Raw genomic sequence first — 18,551 nt, forward strand, 5'->3', positions numbered from 1 at the left:
ACGAGGCCGCGAAACTAATGAAAAAAGGAGCTGTTATCGCTTGATGCATGACGATTTCAGATACTTTTGTATTTGAAAGGCAATGCCGAAAAGCGGCACCAGCTATCAACATTGTTGCTTGAGTCTGACGTCAGTCACTTGACCTGGCGCTTTTCCAGCTTGCGCGCCAGAGTGCGCCGGTGCATGCCCAGGCGGCGTGCGGCCTCGGAGATGTTGAAGCCGGACTCGGCCAGGGTCTCGTGAATATGCTCCCATTCCAGCGTCTTGATGGAGGTGGTCTGGCTGCTGACTTCCACGTCGGTGCGGCCCTCGACCCGCCCGAAGGCGGCTTCGATGTCGTCGGTATTCGAGGGCTTGGCCAGGTAGTGGCAGGCGCCGAGCTTGACGGCTTCAACCGCCGTGGCAATGCTGGCGTAGCCGGTGAGAACGACGATGAGCGCATCGGGGTTGTGCAGATGCAGCATCTGCACGCAGTTCAGGCCCGAGGCATTGCCGGCCAGCTTCAGGTCCATGACCGCATATTGCGGCCGGTGCTGGGTCAGCAGCAGCTGCACTTCCTCGCCGCTGGTGGCATGCAGCACACGGTAGCCCCGGCGCTCGAACGAGCGCTTGAGGGTGCGTGCAAATGCCGCGTCATCTTCAACCAGCAGCAGTAAACGGTCTTCTTCCATGCAAACCACAATGTCTTAAATCGCGAGAGCGGACTGGGGCAGGCTGACCTCCACCAGAGCGCCTCCGCCTTGCTGAGCCGGCAGATTGCCGGCATGAACGCGGCCGCCCAGGGCGCGGGCCACGTTGGTCACCAGAAACAGGCCCAGGCCGCGACCGGGGCGCTCCTGTTTGGTGGAGACATGGCACTGGCCCAGTTGCTGCAGCACGGCGGCATCGAAGCCCGGACCGTGGTCGCGCACCTGGATGCGTATCTGGTCGTGATCGCTGCTCAGGGTCAGTTCCACCCAGTCGGGCGAGGCTTCGAGGGCATTGTCCAGCAAATTGCAAATCATTTGCTGCAATGCAGTATCCGAGAGCATGGCGAAGTCCTTCACGCCCTGCTGGTGCAGTGCGAAGTGCTGCAGGCTGTTATGGGTCTGCCAGTGGCTGACCACGCCTTGCACAAAGCTCGCAAAGGTGGTGCTTTCCGTGCCTTCGGCCCGGGTCTCGCCGGCGGACAGCAGCACGCCCGAGACGATGGACTTGCAGCGCAGCAGCTGGCGCTGCATTTCCTGCAGGTCCTCGCGCAGATCCTCGTCCTGCATGAGGGCCGGCATATGCTGCCAGTCGCCCAGGATTACGGACATGGTGGCCATAGGTGTGCCCAGTTCGTGGGCTGCGCCGGTGGCCAGCAGGCCCAGGCGCACGATATGTTCTTCCTCGCTGGCGCGCTGGCGCATATTGGAGATGCGCTTGTCGCGGCGGCGCGTGTTCTCGACGATGCGGGTCAGAAAGACGATGGTCAGGATGCTGGTCAGCGCAAAGCTGATGAGCACGCCCACGACGTAGAGGCTGGGCAGGCCTTCCTGGCTGACGAACTGCACATGCAGGGGCTGGTGAAACAGGGTCAGGCCCATGACGCCGACAAAGGAGGCCGCGACCACACACCAGGTGTAATGGGCGGGCAGCAGCACGGCGCTCAGAATGCCCTGCAGCAGATACAGATAGATGAAGGGGTTGCTGGCACCGCCGCTCAGGTACAGCTGAATGGTCAGGGCCAGCACATCGGCCAGCAGCGCATAGAAGACGCTGCGCGAGGTCACGGGGCGGTGCAGGCCCTGGCTCCAGTAGATATAGGCCAGGTTGGTGGCCACCAGGGCCACCAGCACCAGCGCCATGGGCAGCAGGGGCAGGGCAATCTGAAAGCCGTAGTGCACCAGCGAGATGGTGACGACCTGGCCGACCACGGCAATCCAGCGCAACTGAATCAGCAGTTGCATGTTCTGCCGCTCGGTCAGGCGCTGTACGCGAAACAGGGAATCGGAAATTTGGCTCACCGCGCAATTGTCACCGAGCGGGGCTGCCACGGACGCCTCTGGGGCTATGCCTTGCTGATGTAGGGCTGTCTGCAGGGGCCGAAAAAAAGCGCTCCGGGGAGCGCTTTTCAGGGGGGCATCAGCTTGCGGCAACTGCCTTGTCATGCCGGCGTACCAGCCAGGCCGCTCCCAGCACCATGATGGCCAGCCCATACCAGGTCAGTGCATAGACCAGATGGCTGTTCGGGAAGCGGATGACCGTCATGCCAGGGCGCAGGGCTTCGGTACCAGCCTCTGTCCGGGCATAGGCCGGGTTGCTGGCGGGTACGCCCTGGTCTATGAAGTAGGGGGCGGGCCTGCTCAGACCCTGGGCCTGGGCAATGGCGGCGACATCGCGCGAGTACCACTGGTCGTTGGCGGGATCGTTCTTGCGCAGGAAGCCGCCGCCGGGCTCGCTCATGCGCATCAGGCCGATGACGGTGACGGTCTCGGCGGATGGCCCGGCTTCGGCAATCTGCTTGAGCCATTGGCCGCGCAGCTTCTCGGGCGTGAAGCCGCGGTTGACCAGTACCTGTGTGCCATCGCTCAGCTGCAGCGGCGTCATGAGCCAGAAGCCCGCGCCGGCCTCGGTCAAGGCCTTGGCCAGCACGCTTTGCCTGTCCAGCCATTGGCCCTGTGCCTTGACGGGCAGGTACTCGTGGCTGGCCGCATTGATCTGCGGCCACTGGCCGGGCTCGGGAACCGCTACGGGGGCGCTGTGCACGCGCTGCTCGACGCGCTCGATGAGATCGAGCTTCCAGGCGCGACGCTGCACCTGCCAGGTGCCCAGAGCCATGAACCCTAAAAACAAGGCGATGCCCACAAACGCGAGCATCGCCTTGGCGAAGGGAGAGCGCTGCCGCGCAGCGCTCTGATTCTTCATGAGGTCAGTCAAGGTGTGACAGCTGCGGGAGCCGTGTGACCTGCGTGATCTGCATGGCCTGCAGCCTGGTGCATTTCATGACCGGGCATCATGTTGGTGTTCATGTGGAACATGACCCAAAGCGTGCCGGAGATGGCAATCGCCAGGAAGATCACCGTGAAGATGGTGGACAGCATGGTCCAGCCGCCCTGGATCTTGCCGTTCATGTGCAGGAAGTACACCATGTGCACGAGCACCTGGATCACCGCGAACAGGCCCAGCACGGCCACAGCCGTGGTGCGGTCGGTGATGATGTTGTTCATGACCAGGTAGAAGGGGATGGCGGTCAGGATGACGGCCAGGATGAAGCCCTTCACATAGTCGCCCATGGTGACGTGCAGGTCGTCGTGATCGTGGTGATCGTCATGACCGGCGTGGATATCGTGTGCGCTCATTTACAGCACCCCCATCAGATACACAAAGGTGAACACACCGATCCAGACCACGTCCAAGAAGTGCCAGAACATGGACAGGCAGTTGATACGGCGCACGTTCTCGTTGATCAGGCCGTGCTTCTTGATCTGGATCATCAGGGTGATCAGCCAGACCAGACCGAAGGTCACGTGGATACCGTGGGTGCCCACCAGCGTGAAGAAGGACGACAGGAAGGCGCTGCTCTGAGGCGTCGCACCTTGATGGATCAGGTGGTGGAACTCATAGAGTTCCACGGCCAAGAAGGCTGCGCCCAGCAGGCCGGTGACGGCCAGCCACAGCAGCGTGCCGTTCACGTTCTTCTTCTGCTTTTGCAGCATGGCAAAGCCGAAGGTGATGGACGACATCAGCAGGAAGGCCGTGTTGACCGCGACCAGCGACAGGTCGAACAGATCCTTGCCCGAGGGGCCGCCTGCATAGCTGCGGCCCAGCACGCCATAGGTGGCGAACAGTGCGGCAAAGATCAGGCAGTCGCTCATCAGGTAGAGCCAGAAGCCCAGCGAGGTGCCGTTTTCCGGATGGGGCTCGTGCGCGAGGTGGTACTCGCGAGTAGCCAGGGCGGCTGCGCCGCCAGCGTTGATATGTGTATTAGACATGGGCTGCTGCAAGCTGCTTGGTACGTGCTTCTTCCGATGTGGCCACTTCGGCCGCAGGGATGTAGTAGTCACGCTTGTAGTTGAAGGTATGAATGATCGAGGCCAGGATGGTCGCGGCGAACGAAGCGATCACCAGAGGCCACATGTGCCAGATCAGAGCAAAGCCCAGAACGGTGGACAGGCCGGCAATCACCACGCCAGCGCCGGTATTGGCGGGCATGTGGATGGGCTCGAAGCCGCTCAGCGGACGCTGATAGCCATGCTTCTTCATGTCGGTCCAGGCGTCGATGTCGTGCACCACGGGGGTGAAGGCGAAGTTGTACTGGGGAGGGGGCGAAGAAGTGGCCCATTCCAGTGTGCGGCCTTCCCATGGGTCGCCGGTCACGTCACGCAGCTCGTCGCGCTTCCAGATGGACACGGCCAGCTGGATGAAGAAGCAGCCGATACCGGCAGCGATCAGGGCAGCACCGCAGGCAGCGATGATGAACCAGATCTGCAGCGAAGGATCGTCAAAGTGGTTGGCACGGCGGGTCACGCCCATCAGACCCAGGATGTACAGGGGAGTGAAGGCAACCCAGAAGCCGACCAGCCAGAACCAGAACGAAGCCTTGCCCCAGAACTCGTTGAGTCGGAAGCCGAAAGCCTTGGGGAACCAGTAGTTGATGCCGGCAAACACGGCAAACACCACGCCGCCGATGATCACGTTGTGGAAGTGGGCGATCAGGAACAGCGAGTTGTGCAGCACGAAGTCTGCGGGAGGCACGGCCAGCAGCACGCCGGTCATGCCGCCGATGGCGAAGGTGACCATGAAGCCAACCGTCCACAGCATGGGCACCGAGAAGCGGATGCGACCGCGGTACATGGTGAACAGCCAGTTGAAGATCTTCGCGCCCGTGGGGATGGAGATGATCATCGTGGTGATACCGAAGAAGGTATTCACGCTGGCACCCGAGCCCATGGTGAAGAAGTGGTGCAGCCACACCAGGTAGGACAGGATGGTGATACACACGGTGGCGTAGACCATCGAGGTGTAGCCGAACAGGCGCTTGCGGCTGAACGTTGCCACGATTTCGGAGAACACGCCGAAGCAGGGCAGGATCAGGATGTAGACCTCGGGGTGGCCCCAGATCCAGATCAGGTTCACGTACAGCATGGGGTTGCCGCCCAGCTCGTTCGTGAAGAAGTTGGTGCCGACGTAGCGGTCCAGCGACATCAGCACCAGGGCTGCGGTCAGCACGGGGAAGGAGGCCACGATCAGGGCGTTGGTGCACAGGGCAGTCCAGGTGAAGACGGGCATCTTCATCAGGTTCATGCCGGGAGCGCGCATCTTGATGATGGTCACGATCAGGTTGATACCTGACAAGGTCGTGCCCACACCGGCGACCTGCAGGCCCCAGATGTAGTAGTCAAGACCCGTGCTGCCGCTCTGATGCCCCAGATTGGACAGAGCCAGCCAGCCGGAGGTGGAGAACTCGCCCAGGAACAGGGAGATCATCACCAGCACGGCGCCGCCGGTGGTCATCCAGAAGCTGAAGTTGTTCAGGAACGGGAAGGACACGTCACGTGCGCCGATCTGCAGAGGAACCAGGTAGTTCATCAGGCCGGTCACGAAGGGCATCGCCACGAAGAAGATCATGATCACGCCGTGGGCCGTGAAGATCTGGTCGTAGTGGTGAGGAGGCAGGTAGCCCATGTTGTCGCCGAAGGCCATGGACTGCTGCAGACGCATCATCACGGCATCGGCAAAGCCGCGCAGGAACATGACCAGACCGAGGATCATGTACATGATGCCGATCTTCTTGTGGTCGATGGAGGTGATCCAGTCGTTCCACAGCGGAGCCCAGAGGCGGAACTTGGTGATGCCGCCGACCACGACGAGGCCGCCAAGCACCACGGCAATAAAGGTCAAGAGCACGATGGGCTCATGCGTCATGGGAATCTGGTCCCATGTGATACGGCCCAACAGCCAGTGGGAGGCCGGGGTTGTTGTTTCAGACATGTTGAGTCTCTTCTGTCGTATTGGAGCGGCTGAGCGGTGAGCGCATCCGCACCGTGAACTACTTATTGCTGTGCGACAGCTCCGGAGGCGGCGACTTCGTCGAGCAGGGCGACAACGCGGTCAGCGTCTTTGGAAGTGCAGACATCCAGGGGCAGGGTCACGCTGGAGGTCTTGCTGTGGTGTGCAGGTGGCTTGCCGCCGGCGGCGTCGATGGCCATCATTTCGTTCATGCACATCTTGCCGTCTTCCACGCAGCGGTTGAGGACCTTGTGGTACAGGCCTTCGTCCACGCTGGCGAAGCGTTCAACGGGGTTGCGCTCGCTGGGCTTGGCCAGATCGATATAGGCATCGCGTGTCAGAGCCTTGCCTTCGGTCTTGGCCTTGGCAACCCACTGATCAAACTGCTCGTTTTCCAGGCCGTGGAACTTGAAGGTCATGCCTGCAAAACCAGCGCCGCTGTAGTGGGAGGACTTGCCGCCATAGACACCGGGCTTGTTGATCACGGCGTTCAGCTCGGTCTGCATGCCGGGCATGGTGTAGATCATGCCGGCCAGATCAGGAACGTAGAACGCGTTCATGGTGTGGGTGGAGGTCAGCTTGAAGTGGATGGGGCGATCCACCGGGGCAGCCACTTCGTTGACGGTGGCAATGCCTTGCTCCGGGTAGAAGAACAGCCATTTCCAGTCCAGAGACACGACCTGGATCTCCAGAGGCTTGACGTTGGGGTCCAGAGCCTTGGTGGCGGAGATGCGGTCCAGGGGACGATAGGGGTCGAGCTTGTGGGTGCTGATCCAGGTAATGGCGCCCAAAGCGATGATGATGAGCAGGGGAACCGTCCAGATCACCAGCTCCAGCGCAGTGGAGTGGTGCCATTCGGGGTCGTACTTGGCTTCGGTGTTGGACTGGCGGTATTTCCAGGCAAACAGCAGCGTCAAAAAGATGACGGGGACGATGATGAGCAGCATCAGCAAAGTGGCCGTAATGACCAGATCGCCTTGCTGCTTGGCGACATCGCCAGCTGGGTTGAGGACGACGGCCTTGCTGCAACCTGCGAGGGTTGCGGTCAAAGCGGCCGCTGAGAGCCACGCGGGCCCACGGATTTCCTTGATTTTTAACATGCTTTGGGCGTGACAAAGTCGCGCTTAGGTGTAAACGCGGATTACTGGATCTCGGCAAATGTAATACCAAACAGGGGCTTGTCCATTGGACATTTTGTCCAAGGTCAACAGTTCGGGATCGGAAATGCGCTATGCGACAAGGGTTTAGCGGCTTTGGCGTGTGGACAAACTTTGAGCTGACAGGGCTTGAAATTGTCAAATCAGCCCTCAGAAACGGGGCCTGCACAGGGCTGGGCTGACAGTGTTCAGGGCAAAAACTCTATTGCAGCTGCACATGCTTGGGCGTAGAACGGAAAGCGTCCCCGGGACTGAAAAGTAAGACAAGGAGTTGTACCTTTATGACAAGCATGAACCCGTCCGTTGGTCTTACTCAGCAAGACTATGAGAACTCGGAAACCCTGGCCTATGCGGATACCGACGAGGATGTGACCCCTGGCGAGATTGCCGTGGGGGTGATCATCGGGCGCTCTTCCGAGTACTTTGACTTCTTCGTGTTCGGCATCGCCTGCGTGCTGGTGTTTCCCTCGCTGCTGTTTCCCTATCTATCCAAGCTCGACGGCACGCTGGCCGCGTTTGCCATCTTCTCGCTGGCCTTTGTGGCCCGCCCCGTGGGCACGGCGCTTTCCATGGCCGTGCAGCGCCGCTGGGGTCGTGCCACCAAGCTGACTCTGGCGCTGCTATTGCTGGGCGTGTGCACGGTGGGCATGACCTTTTTGCCCAGCTTTGAGACAGCCGGCATGAAGGCCGTCTGGGCGCTGGTGATCCTGCGCATCGGCCAGGGCCTGGCGCTGGGTGGTTCCTGGGACGGCTTGCCTTCGCTGCTGGCCATGTCGGCGCCGCCGAACAAGCGCGGCTGGTACTCGATGATCGGCCAGCTCGGGGCGCCGCTGGGATTCATCATTGCGGCAGCGCTGTTTGCCTATCTGTACTCCAGCCTGACGGCCGACGAGTTCATGAGCTATGGCTGGCGCTACCCCTTCTGCGTGGCCTTCGCCATCAACGTGGTGGCGCTGTTTGCGCGCCTGCGTCTGGTCGTGGGTCAGTCCTATACCCAGCTTCTGCAGGAGCGTGAGCTGGAGCCCATCAGCGTGACCAGTCTCATGGCCAACGAAGGCCGCAATGTGATGATCGGTGCTTTTGCCGCGCTGGCCAGCTTTGCGCTGTTCCATCTGGTGACCGTGTTCCCGCTGTCCTGGATTTCCATGTACTCCGACCAGTCCATGACGGAAGTGCTGGTGGTGCAGATCATCGGTGCACTCCTGGCGGGCGCGGCCATCATGCTCTCGGGCTGGCTGGCGGACCGAGTGGGGCGTCGCAACACCCTGGGCACCATGGCCTGCCTGATCGGCATCTTCAGCTTCCTGGCGCCCTGGTTGCTGGGCAGCGGCAGCACCGGCAACAATGTGTTCATCCTGGTGGGCTTTGTGCTGCTGGGCCTATCCTACGGCCAGGCATCGGGCACGGTGACTTCCAACTTCTCGTCGCGCTACCGTTACACCGGTGCAGCCCTGTCCACGGACATGGCCTGGCTCATCGGTGCGGCGTTTGCGCCTCTGGTGGCCTTGGGTGTCTCGGCAAAATTCGGTCTGGTGGCTCTGGGTATCTATCTGCTGTCGGGCGCCTTGTGCACGCTGGCGGCACTGGGCATCAACCGTGCCATCGAGGCGCGCGACCAATAAGAAGTCAGTGAACTTCCCTGCAAAACGCCCGGTGCTTGCATCGGGCGTTTTTCTTGATGCCAGAGGACATGAAAAAGCCGCCTGCAAGAGGCGGCTTCTTATCGATTGGAAGACGGATCAGTCCAGAGCCAGGCCGGCCTTCTTGATCACCTCGCCAAAGCGCTTGCTCTCGGAGGCCATGAAGGCCTTGAATTCAGCGGGTGTGGGGTTGAAGGACTCGTAGCCGAAGGCGGCGAACTTTTCCTTCACGTCCTGGCCGGTCAGCGCCTGGCGGACGTCGGTGCGGATCTTCTCGACCACGGCAGCAGGGGTGCCGGGGCGCACGGCCAGGGCGTTCCAGCCGATGGCTGCGAAATCCTTGGGGCCGCCCGATTCGGACACTGTCGGTACGTTCTCGAAGCCGGCAATGCGGTTGGGAGCAGCCACCGCCAGGAAGCGCAGCTTGCCGCCACGCACCAGAGGACCTGCAGTGCCCAGAGAGCCCAGGGCAAAGGTCAGCTCGCCGTTGGCGACACCCTGGTACAGCTGGCTGGTTTCCTTGTAGATCACGTGCTCCATCTTGGTGCCGGTCTGGTTTTCCAGCAGCGCCGAGCCCAGGTGCACGGGGTTGCCCACGGACCAGGAGCCGTAGTTCAGCTTGCCGGGATGCGCCTTGGCATCGGCGATCAGGTCGCCGATGGTCTTGTAGGGGCTGTTGACGGGAACGCAGACAAAGAAGTAGTTGCGGAACAAGGGCATCAGGATGTCGAAGTCCTTGTTCAGGTCGTAGGGCAGCTTCTTGAACAGGTGGGGGTAGGCCGCGATGTGGACGTTGTCCAGCTGGATCATGTCCGTGCCGTCGGTCGCGCCGCGCTTGAATTCGTTGATGGCGATGAAGCCGTTGCCGCCGGGACGGTTTTCCACCACCACGGGCTGGCCCCAGGCGCGGCCCAGCTTGTCGGCCACCAGGCGCGAAATGCCATCGGGACCGCCGCCTACGGGGAAGGGGTTGATGATGCGCGAGGACTTGGTGGGCCACTTGTCGCTCTGGGCGAAAGAGGGGGCTGCCACGGCTGCGGCAATGGCGCCGAGTGCGAATGCAGCTTGGCGACGGCTCATATTGAGCTTATGGGTCATTTTGTCTCCCTGGAAGGATGTCGATGATGAATTGCGTGTGGACCACGCATTGTTGATATCGTCGGCTGTTATTTTTAGATATTCAGGCCCAGTTAATTACATTGTGTCACTTGGGTCATAAACACCTAGGTCTAGCTGAGGCTAGCAGCTATAGCAAAATAGCATAGCTTGTTTTGAAAGGTGTGAGCATGAATCTGCAGCAGATAGAGACCTTTGTTCGGGTGGCCGAAGTGGGGAGCTTCAGCAAGGCTGCGGTACTGCTGGACACCGCCCAGCCGGCGCTCAGTCGTCAGGTGCGTGCCCTTGAAACTGAGTTGCGCGAGACCTTGCTGATCCGCACCGGGCGCGGCGTGACGCTGACCGATGCGGGGCGCCGCCTGCTCGAGCATGGTCACGCCATCATGCAGCGCGTGGCCATGGCCAAGGAAGACCTGGGCAGTCAGCGCGACGAGCCCGTGGGACGTATCACGGTCGGCCTGCCGCCAAGCCTGGCGCGGCGCCTGACCCTGCCCCTGATCGACGGCTTCAGCCGCGAGATGCCCAAGGCCAGGTTGGCGGTGGTCGAAGGTTTCTCCATGAATATCTCGGAGTGGCTGACTTCGGGGCGCATGGATCTGGGCCTGGTCTACACGCCGGAGCCGCATCCGCAGATCGAGGTCTCGCCCGTGCTCGAAGAGCGCCTGTGCCTGATCGGCCCGGCCAGCACGCTGGCAGGCCGCACCAGCATCCCGTTCGAGCATCTGGCCGAGTTCCCGCTGATCATGCCTCAGCACGGGCAGATTTTCCGCAAGCTGATGGAGGCGCAGGCCACGCTGTCCCAGGTCAAGCTCAATGTGGTCTGGGAGGTTTCCAGCGTGCCCGCCATTCTGGATCTGGTGCGCGGCGGCTATGGCTATGCGGCGCTGACCGATAGCGCCATGCACAGTCATGCCACGGATGCCGCGCTGGTGGAGGTGCCCATCAAGTCGCCGCATATCGTCAGCACCTTGTGCCTGGTGCAGCCCGCCAAAAAGAAGTCCACGCCACTGATGCGCCGCACGGCCGAGCTGCTGCGCCGCCTCAGCATGCAGGTCTGCTCGGTGGAAAGCGGTCATATCTGAGCACGGCGCCTGCACCAGTACCTTGCGGCCGATAGTTAACGCTCCTGTTAGGGGAGCTTGTTGTGCTGATTGAATAACGATTTCAGATATATATCTATCTGAAATCAATTGATAACAAGCGCAATAAGCTTCTGAACTGATAGCGTCAAAGTTGGGGGCGCAAGGTTCTGGCGGCCTCCTGCAGCAGCGGCAGTATTTCCTGCTGCATGGTTTGCGGGCTCATGCGCTTGGCCGATGTCACCACATTCAGTGCTGCCACGGTGCGCCCGCGCATATTGCGCAGCGGCACGGCCACGGCCTGAATGGCCAGTTCATGCTCTTCGAGCGCCATGCAGTAGTCGAGGCGGCGCACCTCGTCGAGCAAGGCCTTCAGCGCCGCACCATCGGAGACGGTGTGCGCCGTCAGCTTGGGCAGGTCATAGGTGGCCAGCCAGTCGTCGAGCTCCGAGCTCGAGAGCGAGGCCAGCAGCACCCGGCCCGTGGACGTGGCGTGCGCCGGCAGGCGCGTGCCCAGGTGCAGTCCGTGGGCCATCAGCCGTTCGCCTTTTTCATGCACGGCGCTGCGCGCGACGATGACGACTTCGCGGCCCTCGCGCACCACGCAGGAGTAGGAGAGTCCGGTCTGCGCTGCCAGTCTGTGCAGCACGGGCTGCACGATGCGAGGCAGCCGCGCCGAGGCCAGATAGCTGCCCGACAGGCGCAGCACCTTGGGGGCCAGCCAGAAATAGCTGCCGTCGGATTCCAGATAGCCGAGATAGGCCAGGGTGAGCAGATGGCGCCTGGCGGCAGCGCGCGTGATGCCTGCGCGCTCGGCGGCCATGGTGGCATTCAGGCGCTGGCGCTCGGTGTCGAAGCTCTCCAGTACGGCCAGGCCCTTGGCCAGGCCGGCAATGAAGTCCGCCGCAGCGATGGTAGGGGTGCCGGGTTCACTCATGCTCGGCTCCGTGGTTCTTGTTTTGCGCGATCATCGTTCTCATTGTGCGATTATCGCGCAAACATCGATTCTCTCCTTTATCTTGATGCAGCACAAAACTTAGTCTTGCTGCACAGCGCAATCGGTGTCGTCAAGCGCGCCGAGCGACAGGTTTTTGAGCCATAACAAGGAGTCACAATCATGCGTACACAAGTCGCCATCATCGGTGCCGGTCCCTCGGGTCTGCTGCTGGGGCAGCTGCTCTACAAGGCGGGCATCGACAACATCATCATCGAGCAGCGCAGCGCCGACTATGTGCTGGGCCGCATCCGCGCCGGCGTGCTGGAGCAGGTGACCGTGGATCTGCTCAAGCAGGCGGGTGCTGACAAGCGCATGAACGAGGAAGGTCTTCCCCACGACGGTATCGAGCTGCTGTTCAAGGGCAAGCGCCACCGCATCAATCTGCATGACCTGACCGGCGGCAAGCGCGTGATGGTCTACGGCCAGACCGAGGTGACCCGCGATCTGATGGAAGTGCGGGCCCAGGAGGGCCTGACCACAGTCTACGAAGCCAGCCATGTGCAGCCTGTGGACTTCGAGAGCGACAAGCCCAAGGTGCGTTACGAAAAAGACGGCCAGGTGCACGAGATCGAGTGCGACTTCATCGCCGGTTGCGACGGCTTTCACGGCATCTGCCGCGCCAGCGCGCCTCAGGACAAGATCAAGACCTTCGAGAAGGTCTACCCCTTCGGCTGGCTGGGCCTGCTCTCCGATACGCCGCCCGTGTCGCACGAGCTGATCTACGCCAACACCGAGCGCGGCTTTGCGCTGTGCAGCCAGCGCAGCGCCACGCGCAGCCGCTACTATCTGCAGGTGCCGCTGACCGACAAGGTCGAGGACTGGAGCGACGAAGCGTTCTGGGAAGAGCTCAAGAAGCGCCTGGACCCCGAAGCTCGCGCCAATCTGATGACCGGCCCTTCGCTGGAAAAAAGCATTGCGCCGCTGCGCAGCTTCGTGACCGAGCCCATGCGCTTCGGCCGCATGTTCCTGGCCGGCGACGCCGCCCACATCGTGCCGCCCACCGGCGCCAAGGGCCTGAACCTGGCAGCTTCCGATGTGGGCTATCTGTCGCAAGCCTTTGTCGAGTACTACCAGCAGCAGTCCGAAGCCGGCATCGATCGCTACTCCGAGCAGTGCCTGCGCCGTGTATGGAAGGCCGAGCGCTTCTCCTGGTGGATGACTTCCATGCTGCACAACTTCCCCGGCGAGGGCGAGTTCAACACCAAGGTACAGGAAGCCGAGCTGGACTACATCGTTCACTCCGAAGCCGGCTCGACCTCGCTGGCCGAGAACTATGTGGGTCTGCCCCTGGTGTAAGCCTGCGAACTGATCGCTCTCGTCACTATCGTGATGATGCCTGGTACCTTCTTGGCGCCAGGCTGTCTGCCTGCATCGCTGTGTGCGATGCAGGCATTTTTTCATCCATGCAATTTGGTTGATGCTGCCTTGCGTAAATTTTGATGCCGAGCCACAAGCCAGCGGGGCCTGCGAGGAGTAAGCTTGCCGACCTTATGGCGCACATCATGTTTTCCCCTCCCTATATTGCCGCTGCCGAGGCAGCCCAGTCCTTGCGCACGCGCGGCTATGCCGTGCTGCAGCCCGAGGACTTCGCCCAGTGGATGGGCCTGAGCGTGAGCGATCTGCATGTCATGGATGCGGATTGGCAGGGCCTGCCGCCCGATGCCTTCCTCAAGGATGGCGGCCGCTATCGCCGCCGCCGTCATTCCTGTTTTGTCAGCGAAGGCGATCAGGTGCAGCAGGTGCCCCACCGCGCCCACTGGCAGCCCGTGGAATACAACGCGCTGCATGGCGGCATGCAGCGCATGTTCGAGCCCATGCTGGACAGCACGACGACGAGCGCGGCATGGCTGGAGATGATCAATGCTCTGGGGCAACTGGCCGATCAGGTGTTCTGCACCGACGAGCGGCATGAGCGCTGGTTTGTCGAGGCGCACCAGTTCCGCATCGACACCACGGACGGCATCGGACGGCCCACGCCCGAGGGCGCGCACCGCGACGGCGTCGATCTGGTCGCCGTGCTGCTGGTGGGGCGCAAGGGCGTCAAAGGGGGCGAGACCCGGGTGTTCGAAGCGACCGGCCCCAATGGCCAGCGCTTCACGCTGACCGAGCCCTGGTCCGTGATGCTGCTCGACGACGCGCGCATGATTCATGAAACCACGCCGATTCAGCCCGCCGAGCCTGGGGGCGTGCGCGACACGCTGGTGCTGACCTATCGCCGCGGCAACTTCCAGGGTGCCGAGCTCCAGCAGCAGCAGGGTCAGGCTGCTTGATTGAGCCGGAGGGCTTTGTTCGGAAAATTTGGGCAAAACTGTAACGTGCTCAATACGTCAAAGTGACGGCCTCAACACTGCATGATGCAGGCTTGTCGCGGCGAAGCTTTCGCCTCTTCGAGTCTTCCCTGCATCCAACAAGCCAGATCAGCTGGCCAACGCCACGCCTAGCAGAGCGTGGTTTTTTATATGAATCGCTTTTACGCCCTTAGTATTTCAGTGCTGACCGCTCTTGTCACCGTAGCGGCCTGCAAGCCTTCGCAAGACCGTCCGGCGCAGGCGGCCTACACCAAGGAGCCCACGATCTACTTTCGCAATGGCCTTGAGATTACCCTCGGCGATACCTCGGTACCGATTCACGGCGTGGAGGAGTGCCCTTATGGTCTGGCCGCGCCGGCCGGGGCCGTGGTCGAGCTCAATGATGCCAAGTGCATTCGACTCTCGGACGATACCGAGCAGATCGTCGTGATGCTGGACATGCCGGGCGGCATCGTCCAGGAGGAATGGACCGTGCGTCGCGATGCGCCCAGCAAACCCCATGAGCCAGCCTTCAAAAATGTATCCCTGCTGCGCCCAGACGGCACGCGCATCAGGATCACCGACAAGTCCGACACTTTGCTGGAAAAGTGCTACGAATACCAGACGGCCCATGTCTGTATCTGAGCCAGACCTCAGCCAGCGTGAACTTCAGGGTTGATTCATGTCAACACGCTGAGGCATGATGAAGGCAGACTCAACGCTATTTCAAGAGCGGCATCTGCCCCGGGCCTCTGGCTTGAGGTCCTTGTCGCCTGCAACCTGAAAGGAGAAACATATGTCCATGTTCAATCACATTCTGGTTCCGGTCGACGGCTCCAAGCCCTCCATGCTGGCGGCGCACAAGGCCGCGGAGCTTTCCAAGGTCTTCGGCAGCGCCGTGACGGCGGTGTATGTGGTCGATCCCTATCCTTTCACCGGCGTGGGCGCCGACTTTGCCTATGGCCAGTCACAGTATCTGAGCGCGGCCACCGCCGAAGCCAACACCGCCCTGGATGCGGTCAAGGCCATCATGGATGAGGCGGGCGTGCCCGTGAAGACGCTGGTGGGCGAGGGCCATGCCGTGCATGAAGGCATTGTGCGCACCATGGAAAGCGTGGGTGCCGATCTCGTCGTCATGGGCTCGCAGGGGCGACGTGGCCTTGAGAAGCTGATGCTGGGCAGCGTCACCCAGCGCGTGCTTGGCGCCGTGCGCGTGCCGGTGCTGGTCGTGCGCGAGTGAGCGTCAGGCGGCTGCCCACGAAGCAACGGCTCCTCAGGGAGCCGTTTTTCTTGTGAGCAAGGGTGCTCAGCGATTGAGCAGTCGGGCCAGCCAGCCTTTCTTCTTCTGCTGCAATTCCAACTCCTGCAGCACTTCCGCTTTGAGTCGTTCTTTTTCTGCCGTGTGTCCGCTCTCTTTGGACATCATGCGCAGATAGACCTTGGCCGAGTCCACATAGCCATGGTCTTCGTTGCGGATGTGGTTGAACAGCCAGCGCGAGAGCATGCCATGCAGTTCGGCGGCCACATCCTCGCCCGCATCGAAGCGGGTCTGCATCTCGATCACGCGGCGCGTGAACAGCTCGTGCACTTTTTTGTGCGGCCCGGCGAACATGTAGCCGGCGCTCTCGATCAGGCTTTCCTCGAAGACGAAGTGCGAGACGGTGTAGTCGATCATCTCCCCGATGACATCGCCCAGACCTTCGCGGTCGGGCGAGCTGCGCAATTCGTAGAGCCGGTTGATGTAATCGACGATACGGCGGTGCTGCCGGTCGATCTCCGCAATCCCGGTGTCCAGCTCGGGGACCCAGACCAGCAATGCCATGATGTTCTCCAGAAATTCAAGGGTTTCCGGAGAAGTATTCACGAGCCTGTCATATGCCGCATTGATGCAGATCAGGCCTATCCGCGCCAGGCAGGGCGGCGCGAATCCTGCGCGCCGCGTCGGGATGTCACTCGATCTTGGCGCCCGAGGATTCGACGACCTGTTTGGACTGCTTGAAGTCGGCCTGGAACATCTTGTCGAAGTTGGCGACACTCATGGACTGGGGCTCGGCGCCCTGGGTCAGAATGGCCTCGCGCACCTCGGGCATGGCCAGCAGCTTGTTCACTTCGACATTGACCTTGGTCACGATGGACGAGGGCGTGCCCTTGGGCATGAACAGGCCGTACCAGGTACTCACATCAAAGCCCTTGAGACCGGATTCGGCCAGTGTTGGGGTGTCTGGCAGCGAGGACGAGCGCTTTGCCGAGGTCACGGCGATGGCGCGCAGCTTGCCGGCCTTGATCTGGGCTATGGCCGAGGGTACGGAGGACACCAGCAGATCCACATTGCCGGCCAGTGCATCCATCATCGCGGGGTTGGAGCCTTTGTAGGGCACGTGAGTCAGATGAATGTCCGAGGCCTTTTCCAGCATCACGCCGGCCAGGTGGATGCTGGTGCCGTTGCCGGGCGAGCCGTAGGTGATCTTGGACGGATTCTTCTTGGCTGCAGCCACCACGTCGGCCAGCGTCTTGTACGGCGAGTTGGCGGCCGTGGCGATCACGATGGGGGTGTAGGCCACGTGAGCCACGGGGGTCAGATCCTTGCTGGGGTTCCAGGGCAGGTTCTTGTAGAGGTAGGGGCCAAGGACCACATTGTCCTTCTGGCCCATCACCATGTCATAGCCCGTGGGCGCCGCTTTCACCGCTTCGGTGATGCCGATGGTGCCGCCTGCACCCGCACGGTTGTCGGGCACCACGGTCCACTTGCTGACTTCGGTGAGCTTGTTGGCAATCACGCGCGAGAGGATGTCGGTGCCGCCGCCTGGCGGGAACGGCACGATCATGCGCACGGGCTTGTTGGGGTAGTCGGCAGCGGGGTCTTGTGCAGCGGCTGAAAAGCTCAGGCCCGCGCTTGCGATCACGGCTGTGCTGATGAGAATTTGGCGAATCATGAAAAAGAAGCTCCAGAGACGAACGGGGGAGCGCTGGCCCGCAAACAAGGGCGGCGCAGTCGCGGCTGGTACCTGAGCCTTGAGCTCGGCAGCCAGAGTCACGGAAGGTGGGCTTTTCGATGATCGGGGACGGTGGTTCCGCCATCAATGGGTATTTGTCTTTACCGGGGAGCGCGAGCCATGCCGTACGGACATGATCGCCATCCGCACGCGCTGCACGACAGGGTTGCTGCCGTTGCTAGCACGGAGGCAGCGTACCGATCGGGTGTCGCTGCCTATGTGGCCCACGGGTGCGGATTGTGGTTCTGCGCACAGCCACGGAGGCTGCTGCAGACCAGTGGAAACATTCTGCCACGCATGAAAGACTTGCCAGGGCTTGGTTCGAGAATAGGCCGTGCCTGTTCCCAGATTTTTTGCTTGGTCTGGTAGTTCACGGCAACAAGAGCTGCGGGCGCCTTTAGCCATTGGTTTGGATAAGGCGGTTGCAGCCATGTTTTGGCGTCCAACCGCTCCGAGTGCGATCTCAAGCCTGGCGTACGTCGGCAACCACCTGGTCGCCGAAGTCCGGCCGTGCCAGCCAGGCCAGCACGCGGGCTGCGGCGTCATCGGCCGAGGTCAGCTGCCCGCTGCCGTGCAGAGCGGCAAAACGGCCCACATCAGGGAAGTCGGTTGAAGCTGCGCTGCGCAGTTGCACCTGCATATCGGTGTCGATGACGCCTGGCGCCAGAGACACGATGCGTGCACCGTTGGGCTTGGCCGCCTCTTCCAGCGCCACGCAGCTGCTGAACTGGTCCATGCCGGCCTTGGCCGTGCAATAGCTGGCTTGCGAGGCCATGGCGCGCCGGCCCAGGCCCGAGGAAATATTGAGCACCTTGCGGGGAATCTGCCAGCTCTCGGTTGCACCGAGAAAGGCTCCGGTCAGGGCCATGGGAGCTTCAAGACCCACGCGCAGGGCATTGATCATGTCGGTTGAAGGCACCTGGGACAGCGGCGCAATCTGCGGGATGACGCCCGCATTGTTGATCAGGGTGATGCTGGCCCATTCACGGGGATCTATCGTGCCCAGCCAGGTCGCCAGGCGCTGCGCAGCAGCAGCGCTCTGTGCCAGGTCCTGCTCCCATTGCAAGAGCTGTGCAGGCTTGCTGGCGCTGGAGGCCAGGGCGGCGCTGGTCTTGCGGGCAATGCTCAGCAACTGATGGCCTTGCTGCAGCAGCTGCTGTCCCATGGACAGGCCCATGCCGCGAGAGCCACCGGTCAGAATCGTTAAATGCTTTGTCATGCGAAGCATCTTACGGTTGATTGAAGGCAGAAAAGAGCAAGCCCCGCAAGACTTGCGTCCGGCGGGGCCTGGCGATGACCTCAGATGAG

18 protein-coding genes are annotated in these 18,551 nt (G+C 61.7%); 6 read left to right on the plus strand and 12 right to left on the minus strand.

Going from position 1 to position 18,551, the window contains the following annotated elements:
• Positions 1–134 precede the first annotated feature (134 nt).
• From CTR2_RS11465 to cyoA, 7 genes are all read right to left on the minus strand, one after another.
• Complete coding sequence (locus CTR2_RS11465) at positions 135–671, minus strand: response regulator transcription factor (RefSeq protein ID WP_003069919.1); 537 nt, start codon at positions 669–671, stop codon at positions 135–137.
• Positions 672–686: 15 nt separating this feature from the next.
• Complete coding sequence (locus tag CTR2_RS11470; protein WP_043372636.1) at positions 687–1,988, minus strand: ATP-binding protein; 1,302 nt, start codon at positions 1,986–1,988, stop codon at positions 687–689.
• Between the two features lie 118 nt (positions 1,989–2,106).
• On the minus strand, positions 2,107–2,889 hold the full coding sequence (locus CTR2_RS11475) for an SURF1 family protein (RefSeq protein WP_087083990.1): 783 nt from the start codon (positions 2,887–2,889) through the stop codon (positions 2,107–2,109).
• A gap of 8 nt (positions 2,890–2,897) precedes the next feature.
• Positions 2,898–3,323: a cytochrome o ubiquinol oxidase subunit IV gene (gene cyoD / locus CTR2_RS11480; protein WP_003079512.1), complete on the minus strand. Its 426-nt coding sequence runs from the start codon at positions 3,321–3,323 to the stop codon at positions 2,898–2,900.
• Complete coding sequence (gene cyoC / locus CTR2_RS11485) at positions 3,324–3,956, minus strand: cytochrome o ubiquinol oxidase subunit III (protein WP_003055501.1); 633 nt, start codon at positions 3,954–3,956, stop codon at positions 3,324–3,326.
• On the minus strand, positions 3,949–5,955 hold the full coding sequence (gene cyoB, locus CTR2_RS11490) for a cytochrome o ubiquinol oxidase subunit I (protein ID WP_034375847.1): 2,007 nt from the start codon (positions 5,953–5,955) through the stop codon (positions 3,949–3,951). The genes cyoC and cyoB overlap by 8 nt, the downstream gene beginning before the upstream one ends.
• 62 nt (positions 5,956–6,017) lie before the next feature.
• The gene (cyoA, locus tag CTR2_RS11495; RefSeq protein WP_087083989.1) at positions 6,018–7,073 is read right to left on the minus strand and encodes a ubiquinol oxidase subunit II; all 1,056 of its coding nucleotides are present in this window, start codon (positions 7,071–7,073) and stop codon (positions 6,018–6,020) included.
• A 338-nt stretch (positions 7,074–7,411) separates the two neighbouring features.
• On the opposite strand from cyoA, the gene CTR2_RS11500 reads away from it, so the two are divergent.
• The gene (locus tag CTR2_RS11500; RefSeq protein ID WP_087083988.1) at positions 7,412–8,752 is read left to right on the plus strand and encodes an MFS transporter; all 1,341 of its coding nucleotides are present in this window, start codon (positions 7,412–7,414) and stop codon (positions 8,750–8,752) included.
• 117 nt (positions 8,753–8,869) lie between these two features.
• Here CTR2_RS11500 and CTR2_RS11505 read toward each other — a convergent pair whose 3' ends face one another.
• Positions 8,870–9,868 (minus strand): Bug family tripartite tricarboxylate transporter substrate binding protein, encoded by a 999-nt coding sequence (locus CTR2_RS11505; RefSeq protein ID WP_087083987.1) that lies wholly within the window; start codon positions 9,866–9,868, stop codon positions 8,870–8,872.
• A gap of 188 nt (positions 9,869–10,056) precedes the next feature.
• On the opposite strand from CTR2_RS11505, the gene CTR2_RS11510 reads away from it, so the two are divergent.
• The gene (locus CTR2_RS11510; protein ID WP_034352381.1) at positions 10,057–10,968 is read left to right on the plus strand and encodes a LysR family transcriptional regulator; all 912 of its coding nucleotides are present in this window, start codon (positions 10,057–10,059) and stop codon (positions 10,966–10,968) included.
• 145 nt (positions 10,969–11,113) lie between these two features.
• Here CTR2_RS11510 and CTR2_RS11515 read toward each other — a convergent pair whose 3' ends face one another.
• Positions 11,114–11,902, minus strand: coding sequence for an IclR family transcriptional regulator domain-containing protein (locus tag CTR2_RS11515; protein ID WP_087083986.1), 789 nt, complete (start codon positions 11,900–11,902; stop codon positions 11,114–11,116).
• Positions 11,903–12,082: 180 nt separating this feature from the next.
• On the opposite strand from CTR2_RS11515, the gene pobA reads away from it, so the two are divergent.
• The 4 genes from pobA to CTR2_RS11535 all read left to right on the plus strand — a co-directional run bounded on the left by pobA (position 12,083) and on the right by CTR2_RS11535 (position 15,490).
• Entirely contained in the window at positions 12,083–13,258 is a 1,176-nt protein-coding gene (pobA, locus tag CTR2_RS11520; RefSeq protein WP_087083985.1) for a 4-hydroxybenzoate 3-monooxygenase, read from the plus strand.
• 194 nt (positions 13,259–13,452) lie between these two features.
• Positions 13,453–14,232, plus strand: a complete 780-nt coding sequence (locus CTR2_RS11525) for a 2OG-Fe dioxygenase family protein (RefSeq protein ID WP_087083984.1) — start codon at positions 13,453–13,455, stop codon at positions 14,230–14,232.
• A 189-nt stretch (positions 14,233–14,421) separates the two neighbouring features.
• Complete coding sequence (locus CTR2_RS11530) at positions 14,422–14,895, plus strand: hypothetical protein (RefSeq protein WP_087083983.1); 474 nt, start codon at positions 14,422–14,424, stop codon at positions 14,893–14,895.
• A 157-nt stretch (positions 14,896–15,052) separates the two neighbouring features.
• Positions 15,053–15,490: a universal stress protein gene (locus CTR2_RS11535; protein WP_034352575.1), complete on the plus strand. Its 438-nt coding sequence runs from the start codon at positions 15,053–15,055 to the stop codon at positions 15,488–15,490.
• 66 nt (positions 15,491–15,556) lie between these two features.
• Here CTR2_RS11535 and CTR2_RS11540 read toward each other — a convergent pair whose 3' ends face one another.
• The 3 genes from CTR2_RS11540 to CTR2_RS11550 form a co-directional block, all read right to left on the minus strand.
• Positions 15,557–16,114 carry a bacteriohemerythrin gene (locus CTR2_RS11540; RefSeq protein ID WP_238707646.1) on the minus strand — a complete coding sequence of 186 codons (558 nt, stop codon included), beginning with the start codon at positions 16,112–16,114 and terminating at the stop codon, positions 15,557–15,559.
• An 85-nt stretch (positions 16,115–16,199) separates the two neighbouring features.
• Complete coding sequence (locus tag CTR2_RS11545) at positions 16,200–17,183, minus strand: Bug family tripartite tricarboxylate transporter substrate binding protein (RefSeq protein ID WP_087084631.1); 984 nt, start codon at positions 17,181–17,183, stop codon at positions 16,200–16,202.
• A gap of 523 nt (positions 17,184–17,706) precedes the next feature.
• Positions 17,707–18,471, minus strand: a complete 765-nt coding sequence (locus tag CTR2_RS11550) for an SDR family NAD(P)-dependent oxidoreductase (protein ID WP_087083982.1) — start codon at positions 18,469–18,471, stop codon at positions 17,707–17,709.
• Positions 18,472–18,551 lie beyond the last annotated feature (80 nt).

The sequence above is a fragment of the Comamonas thiooxydans genome (genome assembly GCF_002157685.2).
GTDB lineage: Bacteria > Pseudomonadota > Gammaproteobacteria > Burkholderiales > Burkholderiaceae_C > Comamonas > Comamonas testosteroni_H.